Below are 25,237 nucleotides of genomic sequence, written 5' to 3'. Positions count from 1 at the left end.
GGTTTCAAGGACCGCGGGTTGGATGTTGGCCTATGGTGTTCGTCCTGCGGAAGATCACCTGCGAAATGGATCGGGTCACGCGGCAATACCGCATCCTCCCTTAGATAGTCTACGTACGAGCCCGTTCCAAGCGTCGACGAAGGCCGCGACGTCGCGTTCGGTCGTCGCCGGGCCGAGGCTGACCCGAATGGCCCCGGCGGCAATGGCGGGCGGAACCCCCATGGCGGCCAGCACCTGCGACGCGCCCACCTTGCCGGACGAGCAGGCGGCCCCGGACGAGACGGCCAGTCCGGCGAGATCGAGGGCGATCAGGGCGGTCTCGGCCTTCAGCCCCGGCGCCGCCAGCAGGCTGGTGTTGGGCAGGCGGGGTGCCGCCCCGCCGATCACGCAGGTCTGCGGCGAACCGGCGGCGACCTGCGCCTCCAGGGCGTCGCGCCGCGTCGCCATGGCCGGGCCGGCTGCCGCGAGGTCGCGGGCCGCGGCGGCCGCGGCCGCCCCGAAGCCGGCGATCGCCGCGACGTTCTCGGTCCCGGCGCGGGCCCCGCGCTCCTGCCCGCCGCCCTTCAGGAGCGGATCGGACACATGGATCGCGGCGGAGCGCAGCACCACGGCACCGACTCCCTTGGGACCACCGATCTTGTGGCCCGAGAGCGTCATCAGATCGGCCCCCAGGGCGCCGATGTCGCACGGGATCTTCCCGGCGCTCTGAACCGCGTCGACATGCAGGATCCCTCCGGCCGCGTGAACCAGTTCCGCCGCGGCGGCGATCGGCTGCACCACCCCGGTCTCGTTGTTGGCATGCATGACCGATACCAACGGCCGAATCCCAGTGTTTTCAACGGCCAGGGCCTCGAGCCGGGCCGCCAGGGCGGCCAGGTCGACGAGCCCGTCGGGGGTGACCGGAACAATGTCGACAGCGTTGGTCGGAAACCGGCCACCGGACCGGACCGAGGCGTGTTCGATCGCCGACACCAGCAGGCGGTCGCGCGGCGCCGTGTCGGCCCCGACCTGCAGGGCGGGGGTCAGGGCGAGGACATTGGCCTCGGTGCCGCCGGAGGTGAAGATCACGTCGCGGGGCGCCGCCCCGACCAGCCGGGCGACCGCCTCGCGGGCGTCTTCGACCAGGGCGCGGGCCGCCCGCCCCTCGGCATGGACCGAGGACGGGTTGCCGGCGTCGAGCGCGGCCAGCATCGCGGCGCGCGCCTCCGGCCGCAGCGGCGCGGTGGCGTTCCAGTCGAGATAGACGCGCTCGGTCATGCGTTTCCGTCGATCTGCCGGGTCCGGAGGCGGGTCCGGCGGGCCGGCCGGCGCGGCCCGGCCGCGCCCCGCCCGAGGCCGTGCGGCCAGCGGCCACCCGCAACGAAATCCTTGCTTTTCGCCCCGGGGGTCATGCTAGACCAAGGCGCCGCGCCACCGACCGGCTTCGCAGCCGTCCAACGGCCAGGACCATTCCGGAAATTCGAGGCGTTGTAGACAGATAGGCGGGTCGCGCCGGCGGCGTCAAGGGCGCCGGGGACGAGGCCGGAGGGCGGTGGTGCCTGTGCACCGCCGGGCAGGACGAGGTTCACGAGCATGCCTGAGGTCATCTTCAACGGATCCGCCGGTCGGATCGAGGGGCGCTATCACCCGTCGCGGGTGAAGAACGCCCCGATCGCCATCGTGCTGCATCCGCACCCCCAGTTCGGCGGCACGATGAACCACCAGATCGTCTACCAGATGTATTATGCCTTCGCGCATCGCAACTTTTCCGTGCTGCGCTTCAACTTCCGCGGGGTCGGCCGCAGCCAGGGCTCGTTCGACCACGGCCAGGGCGAGCTGTCCGACGCCGCCTCGGCGCTCGACTGGGCCCAGGCCATCAATCCGGAGGCGCGCAGCTGCTGGATCGCCGGCTTCTCGTTCGGCGCCTGGATCGGCATGCAGCTGCTGATGCGCCGGCCGGAAATCGAGGGATTCATCTCGATCGCCCCGCCGGCCAATCTCTACGACTTCTCGTTCCTGGCCCCCTGCCCCTCCTCCGGCCTGATCGTCCACGGCGAGCGCGACGCCGTCGTGCCCTACAAGGACGTCCAGACCCTGGTCGAGAAGCTGAAGACCCAGAAGGGCATCGTCATCGAGCAGAAGGTGATCCCCTCGGCCAACCACTTCTTCGACCAGAAGATCGAGCCGCTGATGCAGGCCATCACCGGCTATCTCGACAAGCGCCTCGCCACCGTCACGGCCAAGCCCGAGCCGCGTGGCCGCCGCACCGGCTGACCGGCGCGGCCGGCCGGCCATCGCCCCGCAAGTCCCGCTCGGGTGGCATCCCTATCCCGCTCAGGTGATCCGGACCGTCGCCGCCGAAGCCGCGCCGGCGCGTGACGCCGTCCGCCGGAGGGCGTCCGCCCGGGCCAGGATGACGGTCCTCAGCAGGAGCCAGAGCACCGTCGCGTTGAGCAGATGCCACAGGAAGTGCGTCCCGACCGGGAGCACCGGACAGATCTCGCGATCCACGGTCCGAAACACCAGCGAGACCAGGAACAGGCCCGCCGCGATCGCGAGCCCGCGGGCGGCCCGTCGCCGGTCCCGTTGCTCGGCCCCGGCGCCCCGCGGCTGCCGAAGGAGCCCGGCGAACGCCGCCAGGGCGACCAGGGCCGGCAGATAGGCGAGCGAGCCGTGGAGCCGGTCGGCATCGGGCCCGAGCGCGAGCCCGCCCGCCGCGAACAGCCCGGTCGCCGCCCCCGCCGCCACCAGGCCGAGGCCGAAGAATCGCCGCAGCGCCAGGAAGAAGTAGCCGTGGATGAACACGGCGATCGGGACGACGTCGAGCAGCACGGCGCCGCGGGTCGCCACCGTGTGGAAGACGAAGCTGCCGATTCCGATCGCAGCCGTGACGACGATCAGGGCCAGCGCGAAGCCGTCGGACCGCGCCTGCCGCCGCCACAGCCGGAAGGCCGCCGCCGCGGCCAGCAGGAAGGCGAGATTGGTGGCGGCATTCACCGGCTCGGACCAGAAGCCGTGATCCTGCCGTTCGCAATACTGGATCACGGCATCCTGCCAGGCCATGGCGCGCGGCCTCCCGTCGGGTTCGAGACCGGCCGCCCGGACCGTGACCCGCCGGCGGCGCCGCCGGGGCGCGATGCGGGCCCGGCGTGACGTCGCCGCCGTGACGCGGCGACGGGCCGGCCTTTCGGTCAAACCGAGACGACGGTGGAGTGTTCCCGGCGTCGGGCGGCGCGATCCGCCGGGGCGGCACGGACCGCGTACGCGCCCGCAGCGGCGCTGACCGTACGCCACCGTGTCGGAATGCCGCGCCGCCGGCAGGCCGCACAGGAACCGCGGCCGAACCTGCTCGGTTGACGGCGCGATCAGGGGACGTGCGCGCAGTGACCTTCTTCAGTCGACCGAGACGATACAGGTGGGACTTCGACCGCGACGAGATCGTCGCCGACGGCGTGATGCACGCGCTCGGCCTCGGTCTGGCGATCGCCGGCGCGTTCGCGATCGCGCTCTGGACGGCGCGCGACGTGTTCGCCGCCCCGATCGTCGAGCCTCTGGTGGCCTATTCGGCGTCGCTGGTGGCGATGGTCGCGTTCTCGGCCGCCTACAACATGTGGCCGCCGTCGGCGACCAAGGGATTTCTCCGCCGCTTCGACCATGCCGGCATCTACCTGCTGATCGCCGGCACCTACACGCCGATCCTGTGGCCGCTCGCCGACCAGCCCGCCGCCGGCCTCCTGCTGGCCGGCCTGTGGCTGACGGCCGGGCTCGGGATCGCCGTGAAGCTCGCGCTGCCGGGACGGGCCGAGCGCCTTTCCTATGCCGTGTACCTGCTGCTCGGCTGGAGCGGCATCGCGCTCTACCGGACGCTGGACTCCGCGCTGCCGCCCGGAACCCTGCAGCTCCTGGTGACCGGCGGCCTCCTCTATTCGGTCGGCGTCGTCTTCCATCTCTGGCGCAGCCTGCGGTACCAGAACGCGATCTGGCACGGCTTCGTGCTGCTCGCCGCGGCGTGCCACTATGCCGCCGTGGTCGACTACGCGGCGCTCGTCGAGGCGGCCTGACGCGGACCATCGAACCGGCACGCTCCGGCACCACCCGCCGGAGCCGTGCGGCCGACCGGCGGGACCTCGGCCCGCTCAGGCGGCCCGCACCGTCGCCAGGAACTTCTCCACCTCGATCTCCAGCCGGTTGCTCTCGCCGGCGAGCGCGCGCGCCGAGGAGAGGACCTGGGACGAGGCCGCCCCGGTCTCGCCGGCGCCGCGGCTGACCTCGCCGATGGTTCCGGCCAGCTCGGCGGTGCCGTGCGAGGCCTGCTGGGCGTTGCGGGCGATCTCGGAGGTCGCCGCCCCCTGCTCCTCGACGGCGGCGGCGATCGCCGACGCGATCTCGGCGATGCGCCCGATGGTGCCGCCGATCTCCTTGATCGCCGCGACCGAGTCGCTCGTCGCCGCCTGCATGGCGCCGATCTGGGTGGCGATGTCGCCGGTCGCCTTGGCGGTCTGGCCGGCCAGCGCCTTCACCTCCTGGGCCACGATGGCGAAGCCGCGGCCGGCCTCGCCGGCGCGCGCCGCCTCGATGGTGGCGTTCAGCGCCAGCAGGTTGGTCTGCTCGGCGATGGCCGTGATCAGCTTGACGACGTCGCCGATGCGGCCCGCCGCCTGCGACAGCTCGGCGATGCGGCGGTCGGTCTGCTCGGCCTGCCGCACGGCGTCCGCGGCGATGCGGGTCGAATCCTGGACCTGCCGGCTGATCTCGCCGACCGAGGCGGTCATCTGGCCGGCGGCCGAGGCGACGCTCTGGACATTGGCGGAGGCCTGATCCGAGGTCGTCGCCGCCGTCGCCGAAAGCCGCTGGGTCGTCTCGGCCGTCCGGGTCAGGGTGCCGGCCGAGGCCTCCAGCTCGGTCGCCGCCGACGACACGGTCTCGACGATCTCGCCGACCGCGGCCTCGAACGACTGCGCCAGCGTATGCATCTCCTGCCGCCGCCGCTCGGCCGCGATCTTCTCCGCCTCGGCCTGCGCCTCCGCCTCGCGCCGCGCCTTCTCGGCCGCCTTGACCTTGAAGCTCTCGACGGCGCGGGCGATCTCGCCCATCTCGTCGCCCCGGTCGACGCCGGCCAGGGCCACGTCGAGATTGCCGTCCGCGAGCTCCTGCATGCCGCGGGTCAGCGCCGACAGCGGCCGGCCGATCCGCCGCCACGCCACCACGATGCCGGTCAGGCCGACCAGCAGGGCGAGCGCCAGCACGCCGGCGTTGACCAGGAGCCCGGTCCGGGCGGCCGCCGCCCCCTGCCCCGCGTGGGCGATGATCGACTCCAGCGCCGCGGTGGAGACGGCGACCAGCGCGTCGAGCGACACGTTGGCGATCCGGACATACTCGTCGTTGCCGATCGGCGGGTCGCGGCCTTCGCTCAACGCCTTCTCGATGTCGGCGCGTGCCTTGCCGTAGGTCTCGAAGCGCTTCGTCTGGGCGTCGGCGACCGCGGCGACGACCGGTGCCGGCACGCCCGAGCGCGCCGCCAGCCCCTTCACGATCTGCCACGCCGCGTCGGTCTGGCCGCCGAGCGACTGGCGCTGATCGCGCAGCTCCGGCGGATAGGCCCGCTTCTGGATGATCTGCTGGATGACGGTCCGCTCGCGGCCGGCGGAGGCGCGCGCCAGCCAGGCGGCCTCCTTGATGCCGACCAGCTCGGCCACCGCCGGGTCGGCCATGCGGATCTTGCGGCCGAGCGCCGCCGAGACGCGCTCCAGCTCGTCGCCCATGGTCAGGGCGGTCTGGAACCACTCCTTGGCGAGGCCGGCCGGCCGCTCCTTGAGCGGCTGCTTGATCGCCGCGTCGGCCTTGGCGCGCACCGTGGCGACGTCGGCCAGCATGCGGCGCAGCCTTCCCGGCACGTCGCCGTCGGCGCACTGCAGGCGCGCGCAGGCGGCGAGCACCGCCTCGATCGCCGGCGCCGCTTTGCCTCGAAACGTCGCGAACTGGTCGGTGAGCCTGGCGCCGGCCGGCGCCTCGGCCTGCAGGGCGATGAACATCATGCCCCGCTCGACCACGGTGTTCTGGATGACGTCGAACAGCGCGCGGTTGGCGACCGCGATCGCCTCCACCTCGGCGGTGGTGCGCGCGTTGGTCCAGGAGTCGCGCAGCGCGACCGTCGCCTGGCCGCCCATGACGACGGCGCACAGACCGAACAGGCCGTACAGGATCGTGGTGATCTTGACGCCGCGGACGGCGGGCATCGACGAAGCAGCCATGTGGTGAACTCTGGTCGAGCGACCGGCCGCGGTGAACACGGCCTGCCCGTGGAAGGAAATGCGCCGCAGCTCACAAATAAAGGAGAATATTTGAAGGAATTCTAAAGAGAGCCGCCTCCGCTGCCCCGCAATGCTTCGGCTATCGAAACGACGTCTCCCCTGACCATTCTTACTAGACGTACTACTACGGAGCCGAATATCAATCCGAGCATTTGCGGCAGACCGACACCACGGGGTGAGCTCCAAGGACCCACGCGGTGGACCGCGAACACCGCCGAAGCGCCGTCGCCGCCAATTTGAAATCGACGCCGGACCTGATACATCACCGGCCCGAGGCGGCGCGCACCGGCCGGGCGCCCGGGAGCGGTCCGCCGCCGGGGCCGCCGGCGATCTTTCGTGGCGGCGCGACGCGACCGCGACGCCGATCTCCCCCGCTACGAGGACGAGGGTCATGAGCACGTACGAGTCCGATTTTCTCCGCACCCTGGAGAGCCGTGGCTTCATCCACCAGGTGTCGGACGCGGCGGGACTGGACGCGCTGGCGAAGCGGAACGAGATCGTCGCCTATGTCGGCTACGACTGCACGGCGCCGTCGCTGCATGTCGGCCACCTGATCTCGATCATGATGCTGCACTGGCTGCAGCAGACCGGCAACAAGCCGATCGCCCTGATGGGCGGCGGGACGACGCGGGTCGGCGACCCGTCGGGCCGCGACGAGACCCGCAAGCTGCTCACCTACGAGCAGATCGACGCGAACAAGAACAGCATCAAGCGGGTGTTCTCGAACTTCCTCGCCTTCGGCGAGGGGCGCGGCGACGCCGTGATGGCCGACAACGCCGAATGGCTGACGACGCTCAACTACATCGAGATGCTGCGCGAGGTCGGCCGCCACTTCTCGATCAACCGCATGCTGACCATGGATTCGGTGCGGCTGCGGCTGGAGCGCGAGCAGGAGCTCTCGTTCATCGAGTTCAACTACATGATCCTGCAGTCCTACGACTTCGTCGAGCTGGCCCGGCGCTACGGCTGCAACCTGCAGATGGGCGGCTCCGACCAGTGGGGCAACATCGTCAACGGCATCGATCTCGGCCGCCGCATGGGCACGCATCAGCTCTATGCGCTCACCTGCCCGCTGCTCACCACCGCCTCGGGCGCCAAGATGGGCAAGACCGCGGCCGGCGCCGTGTGGCTCGACGGCGCGATGCTGTCGCCGTACGACTACTGGCAGTTCTGGCGCAACACCGAGGACGGCGACGTCGTCCCGTTCCTCAAGCTGTTCACGCTGCTGCCGCTCGCCGAGATCGACCGCCTCGCCGCGCTCGGCGGGGCCGAGATCAACGAGGCGAAGAAGATCCTCGCCACCGAGGCGACCGCCCTGGTGCACGGCCGCGCCGCCGCCGAACAGGCCGCGGAGACCGCGCGGAAGACCTTCGAGGAGGGCGCGCTGGCCGCGACCCTGCCGACCGTCGAGGTCGGCCGCGCCGAGCTCGACAAGGGCCTCGGCGTGCTGGTCGCCTTCGCCGAGAAGACCGGCCTCGTCGCCTCCAACGGCGAGGCCCGCCGCCAGGTCAAGGCCGGCGGCCTCCGGGTCAACGACGTCGCCGTCACCGACGAGAAGATGCAGCTCGGCCCGAAGGACCTGACCGCCGACGGCGTGATCAAGCTCTCCCTCGGCAAGAAGAAGCACGTGCTGCTGAAGGCGGTGTGAGGCTGCGCCGCCTCGCGGCGGCGGTGGTCATCGTGGCCCCCCGTCCGCCGGGACGGCGCGCAGGAAGCCGACGACCTCGTCCAGAAACGCGTCGCGGCCGCGCTCCGGCCGGTCGAGATGCACGTAGTGGGTCGCCCCGGGCAGCGTGACGACGCGCAGGCTGCGGGCGCGGACTGCGTCGTGGACGAATGCGGACGCATCCTCCGGACGGCTCCAAAAGTCACGCTCCGAGCGGACGACCAGCACGGGCGCCGTGATCGATCCCGCGTCGAACAGGCGGCGTCCGCCGGCCTGAAGAAAGCTGTCCTCGATTGCGCCGAGCGGCGCCCGGAACGCCGGCGGATCCCGCCCGGCGGCACGTGGATCACTCGCCAGCGCCTCCCGCACATAAGCGGCGGCGACCGCATCGTCCCGCCAGGCCGACTTGTCGGCGAGCGGAATCGTGGCGTCCCAGGACGGCAGCAGCGACGCTGCGGGATTCCAGCGATAGGCCCCGATGGCCGGGTTCAGCCGGTCCGGACGCACCGGATCCGCGCTCGGCGAGCCGGGCCCGAGGGAGGGGTGCCGGGCCGATCCGCCGTAGAGGGCATTGAGCACGACCAGCGCACCGACCCGCTCCGGCCACAGCGAAGCGTACCAGGCGGCCCACATGCCGCCGGTCGCCCATCCGAGCAACGCCACGCACGGCGCTCCGGTTCGCTCCATCACGGCGGTCGCGACGGCGTCGATGTCCCGCACCACCTCGTGCCCGCGCGACAGCGGCGGCGCCTCGGCGGCCGGATGGTCCATCGCGGCCGGCCGATCCGAACCGCCGTAGCCCCGGGCATCCATCACGAAGACCGGGCGCTGCAGACGGAGCGCGAGATCGGCGGCGAGCGAGCCCCCCGGCACGTCGAGATCGAACGACGCCACGCCGGGCACGCGGGCTCCGTGCACCAGCACGAGCGGCAGGCCGGGCTCGACCCGGGCCGGCACGAGGGCGCGCACGCGAAGCCCGACCCCGTCCACCGTCGTGACGCGGACGTCCGTCCGGCCCGGTGCTTCGGCGGCGCGGACCGGATCCGTCGCGACGGCGACGAGAAGCGTCACGGCCGCGGCCGCCGACACGGCAGACAGCATCATCTTCATCTCCCGATACGGTTGTTCGGGAGAGACTCTGGCGCGAACCTTGCGATATGAAAAATACGAAGTCCATGAACTCACGATACGAACAGGGTATCGCATGATCGAGCTGCGCCAGTTCCGCCAGTTCGTCGCGGTCGCCGAGGAGCTGAGCTTCCGCCGCGCCGCGGAGCGCCTGCACATGGCGCAACCGCCGCTCACGGCGTCGATCCGCAAGCTCGAGACCGAGCTCGGCACGACATTGCTGGAGCGGACCAACCGGGTGGAGCGGCTGACGCCGGCCGGCCGGGTGTTCCTCGAGGAGGCCCGGCGCGCGCTGGCCCAGGCGGAACGCGCGATCCGCGACGCACGACGCGCCGGAGAGGGGCTGATCGGATCGCTGCGCCTGACCTTCGTGGCCAGCAGTGCTCATTCGTTGCTGCCGCAACTGATCCGCTCGTTCAGGGCTCGCCACGCGGAGGTCGCGCTCGACCTGCAGGAGGCCTCGACGGCCCAACAGGTGCAAGCCCTGCAGATGGACCGGGCCGACCTCGGTTTGGTGGTGCTGCCGCTCGCCGACCCGCACGGGCTGACGGTCGTGCCGCTCGTTCGCGACTCCCTCGTAGTGGCACTGCCGGGCGGGCATCACCTCGCTCGCCGGCGAAAGGTGGCTCTTGCCGAGCTGTCGCGCGAGCCGTGGATCCGATTCCCGGCGCGCTACGGGCCGGGCCTGCACAGCCGAATTACCGCGGCCTGCGCGGCCGCCGGCTTCGTTCCGCAGGTGGTTCAGGAGGCGCTCCAGATGGAGACGATCGTCGGTCTGGTCGCGGCCGGCCTCGGCGTCGCCGTGGTTTCGCCGGCCGCCGCCGATCGCGAGCGGCACGACATCGGCTTCCGTCCACTCGTCGGCCCCGGAACGCCGATCGGCTACGACATCGCTCTCGCTTATCCGCGAGCGACGCCGGTCGTCGAAGCCTTCGTGGCGCTCGCCCGATCGGCCGCGGCCGACCGCCCGAAATGACGATGCCCGGCGCGAGCGCCGGGCATCGAAGGGACCGCGTGGGTGGTCTGCCGCTACTGCAGCGACAGCGCCACGAAGCGCACGTCGCCGTCGGCGCCGGAGACCAGCAGGAGGGCGGACTTGCGGCCGTCCTTCTTGAGCTGGTCGATGCGCTTCTGCACGTCGGCCGTGGTCGCCACCGGCTCCTGCGAGATCTCGACGATCACGTCGCCGGCGACGAGGCGCTTCTCGGCGGCGGACGACTTCGAGTCGACGCTGGTGATCACCACGCCCTTGACCGTGTCCTTGATCTTGTAGCGCTTGCGCAGGTCGTTGGACAGGTTGGCGAGGTTGAGACCGAGCGTCGACTGGACGACCGACTTGTCGTCCGGGCCGTCGCCCCGCTTGGGGCTCAGCGCGGCCTGCTTCTCGCCGTCCTCGAGCCGGCCGAGCTTGACCGTCTTGGTCTCTTCCTTGCCCTTGCGGAGCACCACCACGGGAACGTCCTTGCCGACCGGCGTCTCGGCGACGATCCGCGGCAGGTCGCGCATGTCCTTGATGTCCTTGCCGTCGAACCGGACGATCACGTCGCCGGTCTCGATTCCGGCCGGCTTCGCCGGGCCCTTGTCGTCGACCCCGGAGACCAGCGCGCCACGCGCCGGCTTGATGCCGATGCTCTCGGCGATCTCGTCGCTGACCTGCTGGATGCGCACGCCGAGCCAGCCGCGCCGAGTCTCGCCGAACTGGCGGAGCTGGTCGATGATCGGCATCGCGGTCTTCGACGGCACCGCGAAGCCGATGCCGATCGAGCCGCCGGAGGGCGAGATGATCGCCGTGTTGATGCCGACCACCTCGCCGTCGAGGTTGAACAGCGGGCCGCCCGAGTTGCCGCGATTGATCGCCGCGTCGGTCTGGATGTAGTTGTCGTAGCGCCCCGAGTTGATGTCGCGGTTGCGGGCCGAGACGATGCCGGCCGTCACCGTGCCGCCGAGCTGGAACGGGTTGCCGATCGCCACCACCCACTCGCCGATCCGCAGCTTGTCGGAATCGCCGAACGACACGGCCTTGAGCGGCTTGTCGCTCGTCACCTTGACGACCGCGAGGTCGACCTCCTTGTCGCGGCCCAGGATCTCCGCCTTCAGGCGGGTGCCGTCGTTGAAGATCACCGTCACCTCGTCGGCGTCGGCGATCACGTGGTTGTTGGTGACGATGATGCCGGACGGATCGATCACGAAGCCGGAGCCGAGCGAGTTGACGCGGCGCGGGGCGCGCTCGCGCGGGCTGTTCTCGCCCTGCTGGCCGCGGCGGTTCTTGAAGAACTCCTCGAAGAAGTCCTCGAACGGCGCGCCCGGCGGCAGGCTCGGCACCGCGTTGCCGTGCGCCTGGACGTTCTGCGAGGTGGAGATGTTGACGACCGCGTCCATCACCTTCTCGGTGACGTCGGCGATGACGTCGGGACCGCGCGGGGCGGAGCGGGCGTCGCCCGCGACCAGCAGAGCCGCGGCGAGCGTCGCCGCGACGAGCGGACGCCGAATCCGGCGGATGCGTTCGAACGAAAGGCCGGCCATGACCTGGCGATCTCCTCGGAGGTGACGAAACGCGTGAACGATGGACGCGCGGGTGCCGGACGTGTTGAGCCATGTCCGATCCGGACCGCAGGCCGGACGCCGCGAGAGGACCGGGCCCATACGGACGGATTGGGGCGGAAAGGCGACCCCGTCCGCGCCGTCACGGCCCGCACGCTCGCCGCTCACGCACTCGCCGCTCAGGATAATAGACGGATCAGCCAGATCAAGGCGACGCCGATCGCCGCACTGACCACGCCGACGATCCGCAGCGTGTGTTCCGGCGTTTCCAGCAGGGCCAGCGCCGCCCGCCGGGCCGGTCCGGGAAACGCCGCGAACAGAAGGCCCTCGATCACGAAGACGAGACCGAGGGCGACCAGGAACGCGGACATCGAAAGCCTCGAAGGCAGGCACGCGCGGCGCGCCGGAGCCCGGCCCCCGCGGCGGGGACCGGGCTCGGCCGGATCACTGCTGGGCGGTAGCGGGCGGCGCCGTGCGGGCGGGGGCCGCCGCCTGCGCCGGCGGACGACCGCCGCTCGGATTGGTGAAGTAGCGGAAGAACTCCGAGTCCGGCCGCAGCAGGAAGCGGGTCTCCCCCGGCTTCAGGCCGGCCTCGTAGGCCTGCATGGAGCGGTAGAAGGTGAAGAAGTCCGGGTCCTGGCCGAACGCCTCGGCGAAGATGCGGTTTCGCGTGGCGTCGCCCTCGCCGCGGGTCTGCTCGGCCTTGGAGGTCGCGTCGGCGACCAGCACCGTGACGTCGCGGTCGGCGCGCGCCCGGATCTCCTGGGCCCGCTGGCTGCCCTGGGCGCGGAACTCGGCCGCCTCGCGCTGACGCTCGGTCTGCATCCGCTGATAGACGGCCTGGCTGTTCTGCTCCGGCAGGTCGGCGCGGCGGATGCGGACGTCCACCACGTTGATGCCGAAGGCGTGCGCCTCGCGATCGAGCTGCTCGCGCACCCGCGCCATCATCTGGGCGCGCTCGTCGCGCACCACGTTGGTCAGGGTGGACTCGCCGAGCACCCGACGCAGCGCCGAGTTGAGCAGCGTGGCGAGCCGCGAATTCGCCCCCTCGACCGAGCCGACCGTCTGGTAGAAGCGCAGCGGGTCGGTGACCTTGTAGCGGGCGAAGGCGTCGACCACGAGCCGCTTGGAGTCGGAGGCGATCACCTCCTGGGCCGGGTTCTCCAGGTCGAGAATCCGCTTGTCGACGTAGATGACGTTGTCGATCAGCGGCATCTTGAAGTGCAGCCCGGGCTCGGTGACGATCCGGCGCGGATCGCCGAGGCGGACCACCAGGGCCTGCTGGGTCTGGTACACGGTGAACACCGAGGCCCAGCCGAGCACCAGCAGGATCAGGACGACGACGGCGGCGACGCCGCCAGCGATGCCGGTCTTCATCGGGCGGCTCCCGTCTGGGTACGCGGGCTCGTGACCTGCGGCTGCGCCTGCCGCCGGCCGAGCTCGTCGAGATTGAGATAGGGCACGATGCCGCCGGTCGTCCCGGCGCCGTTGGCGGCCGGATCCAGGATGATCTTGTCGGTGCCGCCGAACAGCCGCTCCATCGTCTCCAGATAGAGACGCTCGCGGGTGATCTCCGGCGCCTTGCGATACTCCTCGTAGATCTTGCTGAAGCGGCCGGCCTGGCCGCGGGCCTCGGCGACGGTCTGCTCGCGATAGGCCTCGGCCGCCTGGGTGATCTGGGCGGCGCGGCCGCGCGCCTCGGGAACCACGCGGTTGGCGTAGGTCTGCGCCTCGTTCTGGGCCCGTTCGAGGTCGGCGCGGGCCGCCTGCACGTCGCGGAAGGCGTCGATGACCTGGTTGGGCGGGTCGACCTTCTGCAACTGCACCTGGGTGATCTGGATGCCGGCGCCGTACTGGTCGAGCGTCCGCTGCATCAGGTCGTGCACGGCGGTCTCGATGGTCTGGCGGGCGCCGGTGAGGATCGGCTGCACCTCGGAGCGGCCGATCACCTCGCGCATGGCGCTCTCGGCCACCGCCTTCACGGTGCCCTCGGGATTCTGGATGTTGAACAGGTACTGGCTGGCGCCGCCGGCCGGCTTGATCACCCAGAACACCGAGAAGTCGACGTCGACGATGTTCTCGTCGCCGGTGAGCATCAGGCTCTCCTCGGGAACGTCGCGCATCGAGGTGCCGCGGCGCACGTCCTCGATCACCCGCATGCCGATGTCGATGCGGTTGACGCGCGTCACCTTGGGGGTGAGCGCCGTCTCGATCGGGTACGGCAGGTGATAGTTCAGGCCCGGCGTGGCGTCACGGCTGTACTTGCCGAAGCGCAGCACGACACCGAGCTCGTCGGGCTCGACCCGGTAGAAGCCGGACACGCCCCACAGCACGACGGCGATCGCCACCAGGATGGCGATGCCCTTGCCGCCCAGGCTGCCGCCGGGCAGGACGCGCCGGAGCTTGTCCTGGCTGCGGCGCAGGAGCTCCTCGAGATCGGGAGGCGTCGGACCCGACGATTGCGGTCCTGTCCCCCACGGTCCCTTGGGGCCCGATCCCCACGGCCCGCCGCCCTGATTGCTCCACGGCATCGATACTGCCTTTCCTCTACGACCGGCCTCGACGGCCGGCGCCCGGCGATCCGGTCGCCTCGGCTCCGGCCGGAGCGTTCCGCTAAGATGTGGCTTGGGTTATAGGAAACCAACCCCCGTTTCAACGCGCGGACTTGCCGCGGCGCGACGCCCCGGCGCGGCCCATCGGCGCACGGCGCAGGCCCTCACGCGCCGCCCTCCGCAGCCGCGAGTCGTGAATAGGTGCAGAAGGTGAACGGCGCCTCGTCCTCCGGGCCCGGGGTCCCGGGCGTGCGGGCGACCTCGCGCCACACGCCGGGATCGATCTCCGGGAACTCGGCGTCGCCCGCGGGGCTGACGTCGACCCGGGTGATCTCCAGCCGGTCGGCGAGCGGCATCGCGGCCCGGTAGAGCTCGCCGCCGCCGGCCAGCATGACGGCCCCGGCCCCGCGCCGCAGCGCATCGGCGCGCGCCACCGCCAGCGCCGCCTCCAGCGAGGCCGCCGCCACCACGCCGGGCGCCGCGAAGGACCGGTCGCGGGTCGCGACGATGGTGGTCCGCCCGGGCAGCGGCTTGCCGATCGACTCGAAGGTCCTGCGGCCCATCACCACCGGATGCCCGAGGGTCAGGGTGCGGAAATGCCGCATGTCGGACTTCAGCCGCCACGGCAGCCCGCCGGCACGGCCGATCACGCCGTTGGCCGCCACGGCGGCGACCAGAACGAGCTCGGGCCCGGCGGCCGCGCGATCAGTCGGGCGAGCGGTCATGCGATCGGCCCGGCCGGCACGGCGTAGAGCAGAAACATATGGACACGCACAGGTTGAGAAACAATGGTATTCTGAACATCATGGACTAGCCGAATCGTCAGTGCCTTCGAGGGAGCCGCCCGGTGGACAGGCTTGGACGGAGTGTGGCCCGGCGTGTCGCCGTCGGCCTGGCGGGGATGATCGTCGCCGCCGCGGCGCTGCTGCCGGCCGGCCAGGGACGGGCGCAGCATGGCGCTCCGGCCGAAGGCGTCAAGCCCGACCTGAAGGCGATCGCCGACTGCCTTGCCGCCGGCCGCGAGATCGTCATGACGCCGCAGCCGGACTGCGTCGACCGGCAGGCCGGCGACGAGACCGCCGAGAAGGCCGGCATGCCGCTCGGCGAGCGCGACTGGGTGCGCGCCTGCAGCAACGGCGGCGACCCCCGCCGGCTGCCGCGCGACACGGTCAAGCGGCTCGCCCGCGAGGCCGACATCGCCCCGAGCGGCATCCGCATCGTCGGCGCCCTGTTCTGCGACGGCATCGACCTCGCCGGGGTCGACCTGCCCTACTCCCTGGTGCTCGACCGCTCGGTCGTGATGGGCGTCGTCGACGCCCGCAATCTCCGCCTGAAGGGCGACTTCAGCATCGAGTACGCGGTGCTGTTCGGCACGCTGCGGCTCAACCGTGCGCGGATCGAGGGCTCGGTCTATCTCGGCGCCGGCTTCATCCGGCGGCTGCGCGCCTACGACACCCACGTCACCGGCTCGTGGCAGCAGAAGACCGCGATCGTCTTCCTCGACGCCCACCTGGTCCGGCTCGCCGTGTCGGGCGACGTCGACCTGACCCGCTCGGCCTTCTCGCGGCTGTGGATCCAGTCGAGCCGGATCGGCGGCACGCTGCGCCTCGACGAGACCGAGGCCCGCTGCGCCTATCACGTCAACGCCAGCACGATCGGCTATCTGACCGCCAACCAGGCGGGCTTCGGCAAGGTGGTGACGATCGGCGCCGGCCCCGACGCCACCCGCTATCCGTGGTGGCGGCACGCCGTCGAGGGACGGCCGGCGACCTACACCCAGACGCTGTTCCGCAGCGCCGCCATCGCGGCCGTGGCGGAGGCCGAGCGGCGGCGCATCGTCCGGCCCGAGCTGCCGGCCGAGGAGAACGCCCTGCTGCGCGGCTGCCGCGAGGAGGCCGAGACGCTGCCCGACGGCTCGACCCGCCCGGTCGGCATCGAGGGAGTCGCCGGGAGCCGCTATCTCGAGTTCTACGTGTTCGACACCACGGTGCAGGCCGCGCTCTGCCTCACCGCCTTCAACTGGGGCTCGCCGCGCGACGGCGAGGCGCCGGACCCGCACCACCCCGTCACCATCCTTGCGCTCAACGGCAGCAAGGTGGACGGCAACCTGATCCTCGACCTGTGGGACGACGAGTCGACGCTGCAGACGGTGCGCCCCGGCCATCCCGCCTTCGCCCGCGTCGCCGCACAGCACAAGTTCGAGGCCGTCGGCCTGTCGGCGGCCGCCGCGATCTACGACTTCGGCGACCAGCACCGGCCCTACATCACGTTCCTGGACGGCCTGCGGTTCGGCCGCGTCCACAAGGCGACGCCGGCCTGCGGCACCGACTACGGCACCAAGCTGGCGAGCCAGGTGGAGCTGCCGAGCGTCGGCGACGTGCTGCGCTGGCTCGACAAGAACCAGGCGCCCTCCTCGCAGCCGTTCCTGACCTTCGTCGAGGCGTTCGAGAAGGCCGGCGCCGACGCGGACGAGCTGCGCATCCAGCGCCGCACCGTCGATCTCTGCGACCGCGTGGTGCGCTGGGTGCCATGGGCGGCGCGCCTGTGCCCGGGCGCACACGGCGAGGCCGCGGCCGCCGCGCCGCCGGCCGCGAACGGGGCCCCGGTGCAGGCGAGCTTCGGCGCCGCCGTCTCGGCCGTCGGCGACCTGATCGGCACCGCCTTCTCGGTGATGCTGTGGGCGCTCGCCGACCACGGCCTGCGGCCCGGCAAGGTGGTGTGGTGGCTCGCCGGGGTGATGCTGCTGTTCTGGCTGCTGTTCCGCCTCGGCCTCGGGATCGTCTGCTTCGCGCCGGCGGAGGGCAGGCCGGGCGCCAGGCTGTGGCCGGTCGGCCCGCTGTTCCTGTTCGACCGGCTGATCCCGCTCTACAAGATCTGCGACGAGCACTACGCGATCGCGCGCTACTATCGGGCCGCCGCCCCCGACGCCGACGCCGGCCCGGACCCGCCGGACGGCGACGCCCGCGAGGCGACGCTGCGCGGCCGCCGGATTCTCGTCCGCCCGGTCGACCAGGCGACCGCCGAGCGCGCCGACCGGCTCCTGGTCGCGCTGCGCATCGTCGGCGTCGTGCTGACGATCTTCCTGCTCGCCGCGCTCAATTCGTTGACGCGGTGAGAGCGCGAGCGGCGTGCAACGCCTCGCGCGCGACGCCCGGTCCTAGTTGTGCTCGCTCGGGCCCATGATGACGATGCCCTCGGTCGCCTCGACGTGGCGGACGAAGATGTACTTGTCCTCGCGGCCGTCGGAGTGCTTGCGGCGCACGTCGCGGAAGCTCTCCTGCGACACCTTGGCGACGATCACGAACGGCACGTCGGCGACGAGACCGCGCCGGCACAGCGCCTCGAAGTCGTCCAGCGTGCGGGCCGTGTGGGCCTCGGCGATGCCGGCGCCGCGCGCGATGGCGGCGATGTCGACGCGGCCCTGCGCCGTGTGGGTCGGCGGCCCGCCGATCGACTGGTAGCACTCGTTGTCCCAGACGACGACCAGGAGGTTCTTCGGCTGCTCGTTGGCGAGCGTCGCGAGGATGCCGAGGTTGAACATCATGCCGCCGTCGGTGTCGAGCGACACGACGCGCCGGTGCGGCAGGCCGACCGCGAGCCCGAAGGCCTGCGGCGTGACGCAGCCGAGCTGCTGCTGGAACAGGCTCGCCTGGCGCATGTGCGGGGCGGCCGTGTACCACTCGTCGACGCTCGCCCCGAGCGACAGGATGACGAGCTCGTTCTTCAGCATCGGCGCCAGCACGCGCATGCAGTCGAAGCGGTGCATCCTCTCGGGTGCCGGGGTCGCGGTCATCGCACCAGCCCTCCGGTGAGCGCCACGGCGGAGTGATAATAGGAGGCGTAGGACCAGGTGACGGCGTCCTGGATCGCCTGCTTCGCCTTCTCGGCCTCGTCGACGACCCGATAGGGAATCCGCATGGCGGTCAGCAGCGGCTCCATGGTCATGCCGTGCGGCACGGCCCACCAGTTGTTCTCGCCGAGATCGCCGCGATAGCTCATCAGCATCACCACGGGAATGCCGGCCCCCATGCCCATCCGGGCGAGTGGCTCGATCGAGGCGCGCAGCCCCGAGTTCTCCATCACCAGCGCGGCGCGCTTGCCGGAGAGAAAGACGCCGCCGCAGATCGCCGCCCCCTCCCCTTCGTTGGTCACCCGGATGGTGCGGATGCCGGGATCGGCGTCGAGCGCCGGATAGAGCTCCTTGAACAGCGAGTCCGGCAGATAGCAGACGACGCTGACGCCGGCGGCCTTCAGCCCGGCGATCACCGCCTCGACGGCCTGCGGGGTCATGCGCGGGCCTCAGCGGGTCAGCGGCACGGCGGCGCCGCTGTAGAGCGCGACGCACTCGTCCTGCAGCACGCCCTCGACCACGGTGAGGTCCCAGCCGACCATCTCGGCCAGCCGCTCCACCGTGTAGTCCTTGAAGTTGAAGGCGAGCTTCGCGTGGCTCTTGACGTGGCGGTTGCGTGCCCCGATCACCATGGTCCTGATGCCGGCGTTGAGCACGGCGCCGCAGCACATCGGGCACGGCTCGCAGGTGCAGTAGAAGGTCGCTTCGGGGATCTCGCGCCGCCCGAGCTTCTTGGTCGCGAGCCCGATCGCCAGCGTCTCGGAATGGGCGGTGGTGTCGCAGGTGCCGACCTTCAGGCTCGGCGTCGACACGATCACCTCGTCGCCGATCGCCACCACGGCGCCGAACGGCTGCTCGCCCATGGCCGCGCCGCGCTTGGCCTCGTCGATCGCGATGCGCATGAATTTCTGGTGGTCGGGCATTTGGAACTGTCCTTGTCGGTCGATCTTGCGGCCCGGACGCGCGGGTCTTGGTTGCTTCACTCCGTCATGGCCGACTCGTCCCGGCCATCCACGTCTTTTGGTCTCGTGACCTGTCACGAAGCCGCGGCTCCACGAGGTCGTGGATGGCCGGGACGAGCCCGGCCATGACGAGGCGTGGGGCGTGGAGTCGTTCACTTCGCCTTCGCGGCCGCGGCGGCGATGTCGCGCTCCGCCTTCGGCGGCAGGAAGTCGCGCACGAACACGGCGCGCGGGTCCGGCCGCTTGTCGAGTGCGTAGGCCTCGGCCACCGTGGCGATCGAGGCGGCGAGACGTCCGTCGTCGAGATCGCCGATGCCGAGCCGCGCCGTCTCCGGCGAGATCATCAGCGACTTGATCGTGTAGACGAGCCGCCGCGTCTCGATGTCGACGTTGATCAGCGGCTCCAGGCCGGCGACCAGCGCGACCGCCGCGGCCGGATCGGCGGCGACGTCCATGACGGCCCGGTTGATCACCTTGACGAGGCCGCGCACCGCCGCCGGCTTCTCCGCGAGCAGCTTCTGCGACACCATCACGCCGTTGGCGTAGAGGTCGAGCCCGAGATCGCTGTACATGAACCAGCGGAAGTCCTTCTCGGGGTCGCGCTTCATGGCGACGAAGTTCATGTAGCTGGTCACCGAGAACTGGGCGATGGCGTCGGCCTGGCCCTGCACCAGCATCTGCTCGATCAGGTTGGGCGCGGCGTTGAGGATCTTCACCTTCGACGCGTCGAAGCCGTTCTTCGCGCCGAGCGGCGGCAGCAGGCGCAACGTCGCCGAGCCGGCCGGCGCGCTCACCGTGCGGCCTTCCAGATCCTTCAGGGTCCGGATCGGCCCGTCGGCCTTGGCGATCACCGCATAGGGCGCGCGGTTGTAGACCAGATAGACCATCACGGGCTGCTCGCCCGGCTTGGCCGCGGCGGTCTGCATGATGGCGTTGATGTCGCCGAAGCCGGCGTCGTAGGCGCCGGTCATCACCCGCGTCACGGTCGCGGCCGAGCCCTCGCCCTGGTCGATGGTGACGTCGAGCCCCTCGGCGGCGAAGTAGCCCTTCTGCTTCGCCCAGTAGTAGAAGGCGTGCGGGCCCGAGATCTTCCAGTCCAGCGTGAACCGGATCCTGGTCGGCTCCTGGGCGGTCGCCGGGAGGGCCTGCATCCCGAGCAGCGCCAGGGCGGCGCAGGCGGCCAGCACGGACCTCGGATTCATCGTCACCTCCGTCGGGCCGGGGCGGCCCCGGGCGCGACTGTCGCACCGCGCCGGACGGTGCGATAGACGGACGCTGGTGATCGAGGTGTTGCCCGCAGAGCAACACCCGTCAGGCCCCGTCCAGCGCCTGCACGGCCTCGGTCATCAGCGTCGCCAGCACGGCCGGCCCGGCCGGCAGATGCGCCTTTCCGCGGGCGACGAGCATCAGCCGGCGCGGCTTCAGACGCGGATCGGCGAGCGGCACGAACACCAGCGCGCCGGCCTCCAGCTCGCGCTCCACCCCGACCCGGGTCTGGAACGTGATGCCGTGGCCCCGCACCGCGAGGTCGCTCATCAGATGGATCGAGTTGGTGACCGCGACGGTGCGCAGCGCCGTGGCGTCGCCCGGCATCGCCGCCTCCAGGGAGGCGCCGAGCGTCAGGCTGGCGTCGGCCAGGATCACCCGCTCGGCCGCGACGTCGGCGAGCCGCAGGCGCGGCTTCCGGGCGAGCCGGTGGTCCGGCCGCATCAGCGCGCCGAGCTTCAGGGCGGCGCCGGCCAGCCGCACCGTGCCCTTCGGCGGCTTGGCGTCGAAGCCGACCGCGAGGTCGGCCTCGCCGCGCGCCACCGCCTCGAAGGCCTGGGCCGAGCCGGTGACGGCGAGCCGCACCGCGACGTCCGGGCAGCGCACCCAGAAGCGGCTCAGCACCTCGGGCAGCAGGCCGCGGGCGACGCTCTCCACCGCCGCCACCGTGACGGTGCCGCGCCGCAGTCCCGCGAGATCGTCGATGAAGGCGCAGGCCTTCTCCAGCTCCGCCTCGCTCGCCCCGGCGTGATAGACGAGGATCTCGCCGGCGCTGGTGAGCACGAGGCGCTGGCGGGCGCGCTCGAACAGCGGCGTGCCGATCCCCTCCTCCAGCTGACGCAGGGTGCGACTCACCGCCGACGGGGCGACGCCGAGCGCGGCGGCGGCGCGCCGGATCGAGCCGAACCGCACCACCGCCTGGAACGCCTGCAGCCGGCTCGAGATCAGGCCGAGGCGGTGCAGGGTCATGGCGAGGGTCCGCGCTGCATCCGATCATTCCGGGGCGCGGGCATGCGCCCGCGGACCCGGGCTCCAGCGGCGAACGCCGACCACGCGGCTGGGGTCCGGGCTCGCCGCGGAGCCTGTGCTCGGGCGGCGCCCCGGAATGACGGCGGCCTGAGCGTCCGGCCCACCCGTCACACCGCGATCGGCGCCTTGATGTGCGGGTGCGGATCGTAGCCCTCGAGCCGGAAGTGCTCGTAGCGGAAGCCGAACAGGTCCGTCACGGTCGGGTCGATCATCATGGTCGGCAGCGTCCGCGGATCGCGCGAGAGCTGCAGGCGCGCCTGCTCCAGGTGGTTGAGGTAAAGGTGGGCGTCGCCGAGGGTGTGGACGAAGTCGCCCGGCCTCAGCCTGGTCACCTGCGCGACCATCAGGGTCAGCAGCGCATAGGACGCGATGTTGAACGGCACGCCGAGGAACACGTCCGCCGAGCGCTGGTAGAGCTGGCAGGAGAGCTTCCCGTCGGCGACGTAGAACTGGAACAGGCAGTGGCACGGCGCCAGCGCCATCTTCGGCAGGTCCGCCGGATTCCAGGCCGAGACGATGATGCGGCGCGAATCCGGATCGCGGCGCAGGAGGTCGAGCGCCTGGGCGATCTGGTCGATGGTGCCGCCGTCGGGCGCCGGCCAGGACCGCCACTGCGCCCCGTAGACCGGACCGAGATCGCCGTTCTGGTCGGCCCACTCGTCCCAGATGCTCACCCCGTTCGCCTTCAGGTAGGCGATGTTGGTGTCGCCGGCCAGGAACCACAGGAGCTCGTGGATGATCGACTTGAGGTGCAGCTTCTTGGTGGTGACGAGCGGGAACCCGTCCGCCAGGTCGAAGCGCATCTGATGGCCGAAGACCGAGATCGTCCCGGTGCCGGTGCGGTCGCGCTTCTCCACGCCCTCGGCGAGAATGCGGGCCATCAGCTCGTGGTACTGGCGCATGGGTCGGCACTTTCGTTCGCGGCCGCGGCCGGGCGGCGGCCCGAGTCGGCGCGCGAAACACTAGCGCCCGCCCCGCCGGAGCGGAACGGGCGCTTGTGGATGGACGTCGATTCGGACGCGCGGAACGGCGCTCAGTTGCCCGGGCCGGCGGCCTTGATCACCTTGCTCCAGCGCTCGACCTCGCTCTTCACCAGCGAGGCGAGGGCCTGCTGGCCGCGGCGGTCGCCCTCCGGCAGGTCGCTGCCGAGCTCGAGCAGCCGCTTGCGGGTGGCCTCGTCGCTGAGCGCCTTGTCGAGCGCGTCGGACAGCTTGTCGACGACCGGCTTCGGTGTGCCCTTGGGCGCGAAGATCGCGTTCCAGGCCGAGACCTTGTACTCGGGCAGGCCGGCCTCCTTGGTGGTCGGAACGTCCGGCAGCGCCGGGTTGCGGCTGTCGGTGGCGATCGCATAGGCCCGGATGGTGCCGCCCTGCACCTGCGACACGACGTTGACGATCTGGTCGCACATGTAGTCGACCTGATTGCCCATCAGGGCGTTCAGGGCCGGGCCCGTGCCCTTGAACGGCACGTCGGTCGGCTTCACGTCGAGGATCGAGTTGAGCAGCAGGCAGGTCGTGTAGGAGACCGAACCGACGCCGGCATGCGCCATGTTGAGGGTGCCGGAATTGGCCTTCACGTGCTTGACGAACTCGGAGAGGTCCTTGGCCGGGTAGTCCTTCTTGGCCAGGATCAGGATCGGCGTGCCGGCCGCGACGCCCACTGGCTCGAAGTCGGTCACCGGATCGTAGGCGAGGTTCGGGTAAAGCGGCACCGCGGCGGCGTGGGTGCCCATGTGGCCCATGATCACCGTGTAGCCGTCGTTGGCGGCCCGCTTGGCCCGCGTCGCGCCGGTGGTGCCGCCGGCCCCGGTGACGTTCTCGATGATGACCTGCTGGCCGAGCGTCTTCGACATGTGGTCGCCGACGATGCGGGCGACGACGTCGGTCGGGCCGCCGGCCGCGAACGGAACGATCATCGTGATGGGCCGGGACGGATACCCGTTGGTCTGGGCGAGCGCGACACCGGCGCTCGCCGCGAGGCATCCGGCGGCGAGCAGGGCCGTCAACTTACCGAACGACATGACAGACTCCTCGTTGTTTCCTCTGGGACAGGCTTTTCAGGCGCACCAAGGACTTCGGACCTTCCAAGGACTGCGGGCGTAGCAAGGCTTCGGTTGCAAAGGGCGACATGCCACCGCGACGAGCGGTGGCGCAATTCGGCTTAGGTCTAGGAAATTCACGGCTCGACGGCCGCTTCACAAGGATTGGTAGAGAATCGCCACTGGCGCAGCACATGCGGCAGACTGTCGCAGCCGTGAACCGGATCGCCCACCCGGAGCACAGCCCAAGTCCCGCCCGGCCGGCGCAGGCCGACGGACGTCCTCCGCCCCTCACCCGACGGCCGGCCCCCCCGAAACGCGAACAGCGCCGCGGCGGGACCGCGGCGCTGTCGGAGTCCGTCCGGGCGGCGGTCGCCGCCGCGGCGTCAGTCCTCGACGAACACCTCCTCGCGCTTGCTGCGGATCATCGGAAGCAGGGCGATGACCAGGAGCAGGGTGGCGAGCGCGAGCAGGCTGGCCGAGATCGGCCGGGTCAGGAAGGTGGTCGGATCGCCGCGGGCGATCAGCATGGCGCGGCGGAGGTTCTCCTCCATCAGCGGGCCGAGGACGAAGCCGAGCAGCATCGGGGCCGGCTCGAAGTCGTGCTTGGACAGCCAGTAGCCGACCAGGCCGAACGCCGCCGTCATGATCACGTCGAACGGCGAGTTGTTGATCGAGTACACGCCGATGCAGCAGAACATCATGATGGCCGGGTAGAGCAGCCGGTACGGCACCCGCAGCAGGCGCACCCAGACGCCGACGAGCGGCAGGTTGATGACGACCAGCATGGCGTTGCCGAGCCACATCGAGGCGATCATGCCCCAGAACAGCTCGGGCTGCTTGGTCATCACCTGCGGGCCCGGGACGATGCCGTGGATGGTCATGGCGCCGACCATGAGGGCCATCACGGCATTCGGCGGGATGCCGAGGGTGAGCAGCGGGATGAACGAGGTCTGCGAGGCGGCGTTGTTGGCGCTCTCCGGCGCGGCGACGCCCTCGATGGCGCCGCGGCCGAAGCGCGACGGGTCCTTGGCCACCTTCTTCTCGAACGTGTAGGCCGCGAAGGCCGCGATGACGGCGCCGCCGCCCGGCAGGATGCCGAGGATGGAGCCGAGCAGCGTGCCGCGGCCGATCGCCGGGGCGCAGGCCTTGAGGTCGGGCCAGGTCGGCATCAGGCCGGTGAGCTTGGCCTTGACCACGTCGCGCGACGAGGTGTGCTCCAGGTTGCGCATGATCTCGGCGAAGCCGAACACGCCCATGGCCACCGTGACGAAGCCGATGCCGTCCGCCATCTCGGGGATGTCGAACGACATGCGCGACTGGCCGGTCTCGATGTCGGAGCCGATCATCGACAGCATCAGGCCGAGCAGGATCATGGCGAGCGCCTTGACCACCGAGCCCTTGGCGAGCACCACCGCGAAGATCAGGCCGAGCACCATCAGCGAGAAGTACTCGGCCGGGCCGAACAGCAGCGCGACCGAGGTGAGCGGGGCTCCGAGCGCCGCCACCAGCACGGTCGCGACGCAGCCGGCGAAGAACGAGCCGATGGCCGCGATGGCGAGGGCCGGGCCGGCACGGCCCTGCAGGGCCATCTGGTGGCCGTCGAGCGTGGTCACCACCGAGGCCGCCTCGCCCGGGATGTTGACCAGGATCGACGTGGTGGAGCCGCCGTACTGCGAGCCGTAGTAGATGCCGGCGAGCATGATCAGGGCGCCGACCGGCGGCAGGCCGAAGGTTATCGGCAGCAGCATGGCGATGGTGGCGAGCGGGCCCACCCCCGGCAGAACGCCGATGAGGGTTCCGACCAGCGTGCCGAGCATGCAGAAGGCCAGGTTGGCGGGCGAGAACGCCACGCCGAACCCCAGTGCGAGATTTGCGAGCAGATCCGTCATGTCTGGGACTTTCGAGTCGGCGC

General features: G+C 71.1%; 22 protein-coding genes. 5 read left to right on the top strand and 17 right to left on the bottom strand.

The window, feature by feature from the left end:
* Positions 1–75: 75 nt before the first annotated feature.
* Entirely contained in the window at positions 76–1,257 is a 1,182-nt protein-coding gene (locus J2S22_RS00845) for a cysteine desulfurase family protein (protein WP_272776407.1), read from the bottom strand.
* Positions 1,258–1,572: 315 nt separating this feature from the next.
* On the opposite strand from J2S22_RS00845, the gene J2S22_RS00840 reads away from it, so the two are divergent.
* Positions 1,573–2,253 (top strand): alpha/beta hydrolase, encoded by a 681-nt coding sequence (locus tag J2S22_RS00840; RefSeq protein WP_272776408.1) that lies wholly within the window; start codon positions 1,573–1,575, stop codon positions 2,251–2,253.
* A 60-nt stretch (positions 2,254–2,313) separates the two neighbouring features.
* Here the strand turns inward: J2S22_RS00840 and J2S22_RS00835 are convergent, their stop codons facing one another.
* Positions 2,314–3,042, bottom strand: coding sequence for a ceramidase domain-containing protein (locus J2S22_RS00835; protein ID WP_272776409.1), 729 nt, complete (start codon positions 3,040–3,042; stop codon positions 2,314–2,316).
* 311 nt (positions 3,043–3,353) lie between these two features.
* On the opposite strand from J2S22_RS00835, the gene trhA reads away from it, so the two are divergent.
* Entirely contained in the window at positions 3,354–4,040 is a 687-nt protein-coding gene (gene trhA, locus J2S22_RS00830) for a PAQR family membrane homeostasis protein TrhA (RefSeq protein WP_272776410.1), read from the top strand.
* Positions 4,041–4,115: 75 nt separating this feature from the next.
* Here trhA and J2S22_RS00825 read toward each other — a convergent pair whose 3' ends face one another.
* Positions 4,116–6,230, bottom strand: a complete 2,115-nt coding sequence (locus J2S22_RS00825; protein WP_272776411.1) for a methyl-accepting chemotaxis protein — start codon at positions 6,228–6,230, stop codon at positions 4,116–4,118.
* A gap of 451 nt (positions 6,231–6,681) precedes the next feature.
* Between J2S22_RS00825 and tyrS the strand changes: the two genes are divergently transcribed.
* Positions 6,682–7,938: a tyrosine--tRNA ligase gene (gene tyrS / locus J2S22_RS00820; protein ID WP_272776412.1), complete on the top strand. Its 1,257-nt coding sequence runs from the start codon at positions 6,682–6,684 to the stop codon at positions 7,936–7,938.
* Positions 7,939–7,965: 27 nt separating this feature from the next.
* On the opposite strand, the gene J2S22_RS00815 is transcribed toward tyrS, so the two are convergent.
* On the bottom strand, positions 7,966–9,060 hold the full coding sequence (locus tag J2S22_RS00815; protein WP_272776413.1) for an alpha/beta fold hydrolase: 1,095 nt from the start codon (positions 9,058–9,060) through the stop codon (positions 7,966–7,968).
* Between the two features lie 100 nt (positions 9,061–9,160).
* Between J2S22_RS00815 and J2S22_RS00810 the strand changes: the two genes are divergently transcribed.
* A complete protein-coding gene (locus J2S22_RS00810) occupies positions 9,161–10,060 on the top strand; it encodes a LysR family transcriptional regulator (protein ID WP_272776414.1) in 900 nt (299 codons plus the stop codon).
* 53 nt (positions 10,061–10,113) lie between these two features.
* On the opposite strand, the gene J2S22_RS00805 is transcribed toward J2S22_RS00810, so the two are convergent.
* From J2S22_RS00805 to J2S22_RS00785, 5 genes are all read right to left on the bottom strand, one after another.
* Positions 10,114–11,607 (bottom strand): Do family serine endopeptidase, encoded by a 1,494-nt coding sequence (locus J2S22_RS00805; RefSeq protein WP_272776415.1) that lies wholly within the window; start codon positions 11,605–11,607, stop codon positions 10,114–10,116.
* Positions 11,608–11,804: 197 nt separating this feature from the next.
* Positions 11,805–11,996, bottom strand: a complete 192-nt coding sequence (locus J2S22_RS00800) for a DUF2065 domain-containing protein (RefSeq protein ID WP_272776416.1) — start codon at positions 11,994–11,996, stop codon at positions 11,805–11,807.
* Between the two features lie 73 nt (positions 11,997–12,069).
* Complete coding sequence (gene hflC, locus J2S22_RS00795) at positions 12,070–13,002, bottom strand: protease modulator HflC (RefSeq protein WP_272776417.1); 933 nt, start codon at positions 13,000–13,002, stop codon at positions 12,070–12,072.
* A complete protein-coding gene (gene hflK / locus J2S22_RS00790) occupies positions 12,999–14,156 on the bottom strand; it encodes an FtsH protease activity modulator HflK (protein WP_272776418.1) in 1,158 nt (385 codons plus the stop codon). Before hflK ends, hflC begins: the two co-directional genes overlap by 4 nt.
* A 185-nt stretch (positions 14,157–14,341) precedes the next feature.
* Positions 14,342–14,902 carry a dihydrofolate reductase gene (locus J2S22_RS00785; RefSeq protein ID WP_272776419.1) on the bottom strand — a complete coding sequence of 187 codons (561 nt, stop codon included), beginning with the start codon at positions 14,900–14,902 and terminating at the stop codon, positions 14,342–14,344.
* A 143-nt stretch (positions 14,903–15,045) separates the two neighbouring features.
* Between J2S22_RS00785 and J2S22_RS00780 the strand changes: the two genes are divergently transcribed.
* The gene (locus J2S22_RS00780) at positions 15,046–17,292 is read left to right on the top strand and encodes a hypothetical protein (protein ID WP_272776420.1); all 2,247 of its coding nucleotides are present in this window, start codon (positions 15,046–15,048) and stop codon (positions 17,290–17,292) included.
* Between the two features lie 42 nt (positions 17,293–17,334).
* On the opposite strand, the gene J2S22_RS00775 is transcribed toward J2S22_RS00780, so the two are convergent.
* From J2S22_RS00775 to J2S22_RS00740, 8 genes are all read right to left on the bottom strand, one after another.
* Complete coding sequence (locus tag J2S22_RS00775) at positions 17,335–17,970, bottom strand: thiamine pyrophosphate-dependent enzyme (RefSeq protein WP_272776421.1); 636 nt, start codon at positions 17,968–17,970, stop codon at positions 17,335–17,337.
* Positions 17,967–18,467, bottom strand: coding sequence for a thiamine pyrophosphate-binding protein (locus tag J2S22_RS00770; RefSeq protein WP_272776422.1), 501 nt, complete (start codon positions 18,465–18,467; stop codon positions 17,967–17,969). Before J2S22_RS00770 ends, J2S22_RS00775 begins: the two co-directional genes overlap by 4 nt.
* 9 nt (positions 18,468–18,476) lie before the next feature.
* Positions 18,477–18,950: a nucleoside deaminase gene (locus J2S22_RS00765; protein WP_272776423.1), complete on the bottom strand. Its 474-nt coding sequence runs from the start codon at positions 18,948–18,950 to the stop codon at positions 18,477–18,479.
* 191 nt (positions 18,951–19,141) lie between these two features.
* Positions 19,142–20,191, bottom strand: coding sequence for an ABC transporter substrate-binding protein (locus J2S22_RS00760; RefSeq protein ID WP_272776424.1), 1,050 nt, complete (start codon positions 20,189–20,191; stop codon positions 19,142–19,144).
* Positions 20,192–20,300: 109 nt separating this feature from the next.
* A complete protein-coding gene (locus J2S22_RS00755) occupies positions 20,301–21,224 on the bottom strand; it encodes a LysR family transcriptional regulator (protein WP_272776425.1) in 924 nt (307 codons plus the stop codon).
* A gap of 167 nt (positions 21,225–21,391) precedes the next feature.
* Complete coding sequence (locus J2S22_RS00750) at positions 21,392–22,186, bottom strand: thymidylate synthase (RefSeq protein WP_272776426.1); 795 nt, start codon at positions 22,184–22,186, stop codon at positions 21,392–21,394.
* A 131-nt stretch (positions 22,187–22,317) separates the two neighbouring features.
* Entirely contained in the window at positions 22,318–23,304 is a 987-nt protein-coding gene (locus J2S22_RS00745) for a tripartite tricarboxylate transporter substrate-binding protein (RefSeq protein WP_272776427.1), read from the bottom strand.
* 404 nt (positions 23,305–23,708) lie between these two features.
* Positions 23,709–25,214 (bottom strand): tripartite tricarboxylate transporter permease, encoded by a 1,506-nt coding sequence (locus J2S22_RS00740; protein ID WP_272776428.1) that lies wholly within the window; start codon positions 25,212–25,214, stop codon positions 23,709–23,711.
* Positions 25,215–25,237: the final 23 nt, after the last annotated feature.

It is taken from the genome of Rhodoplanes tepidamans (genome assembly GCF_030813915.1).
GTDB lineage: Bacteria > Pseudomonadota > Alphaproteobacteria > Rhizobiales > Xanthobacteraceae > Rhodoplanes > Rhodoplanes tepidamans.
Note: the sequence above shows the minus strand (reverse complement) of the source record. Positions and strands in the feature narration are given on the sequence as shown.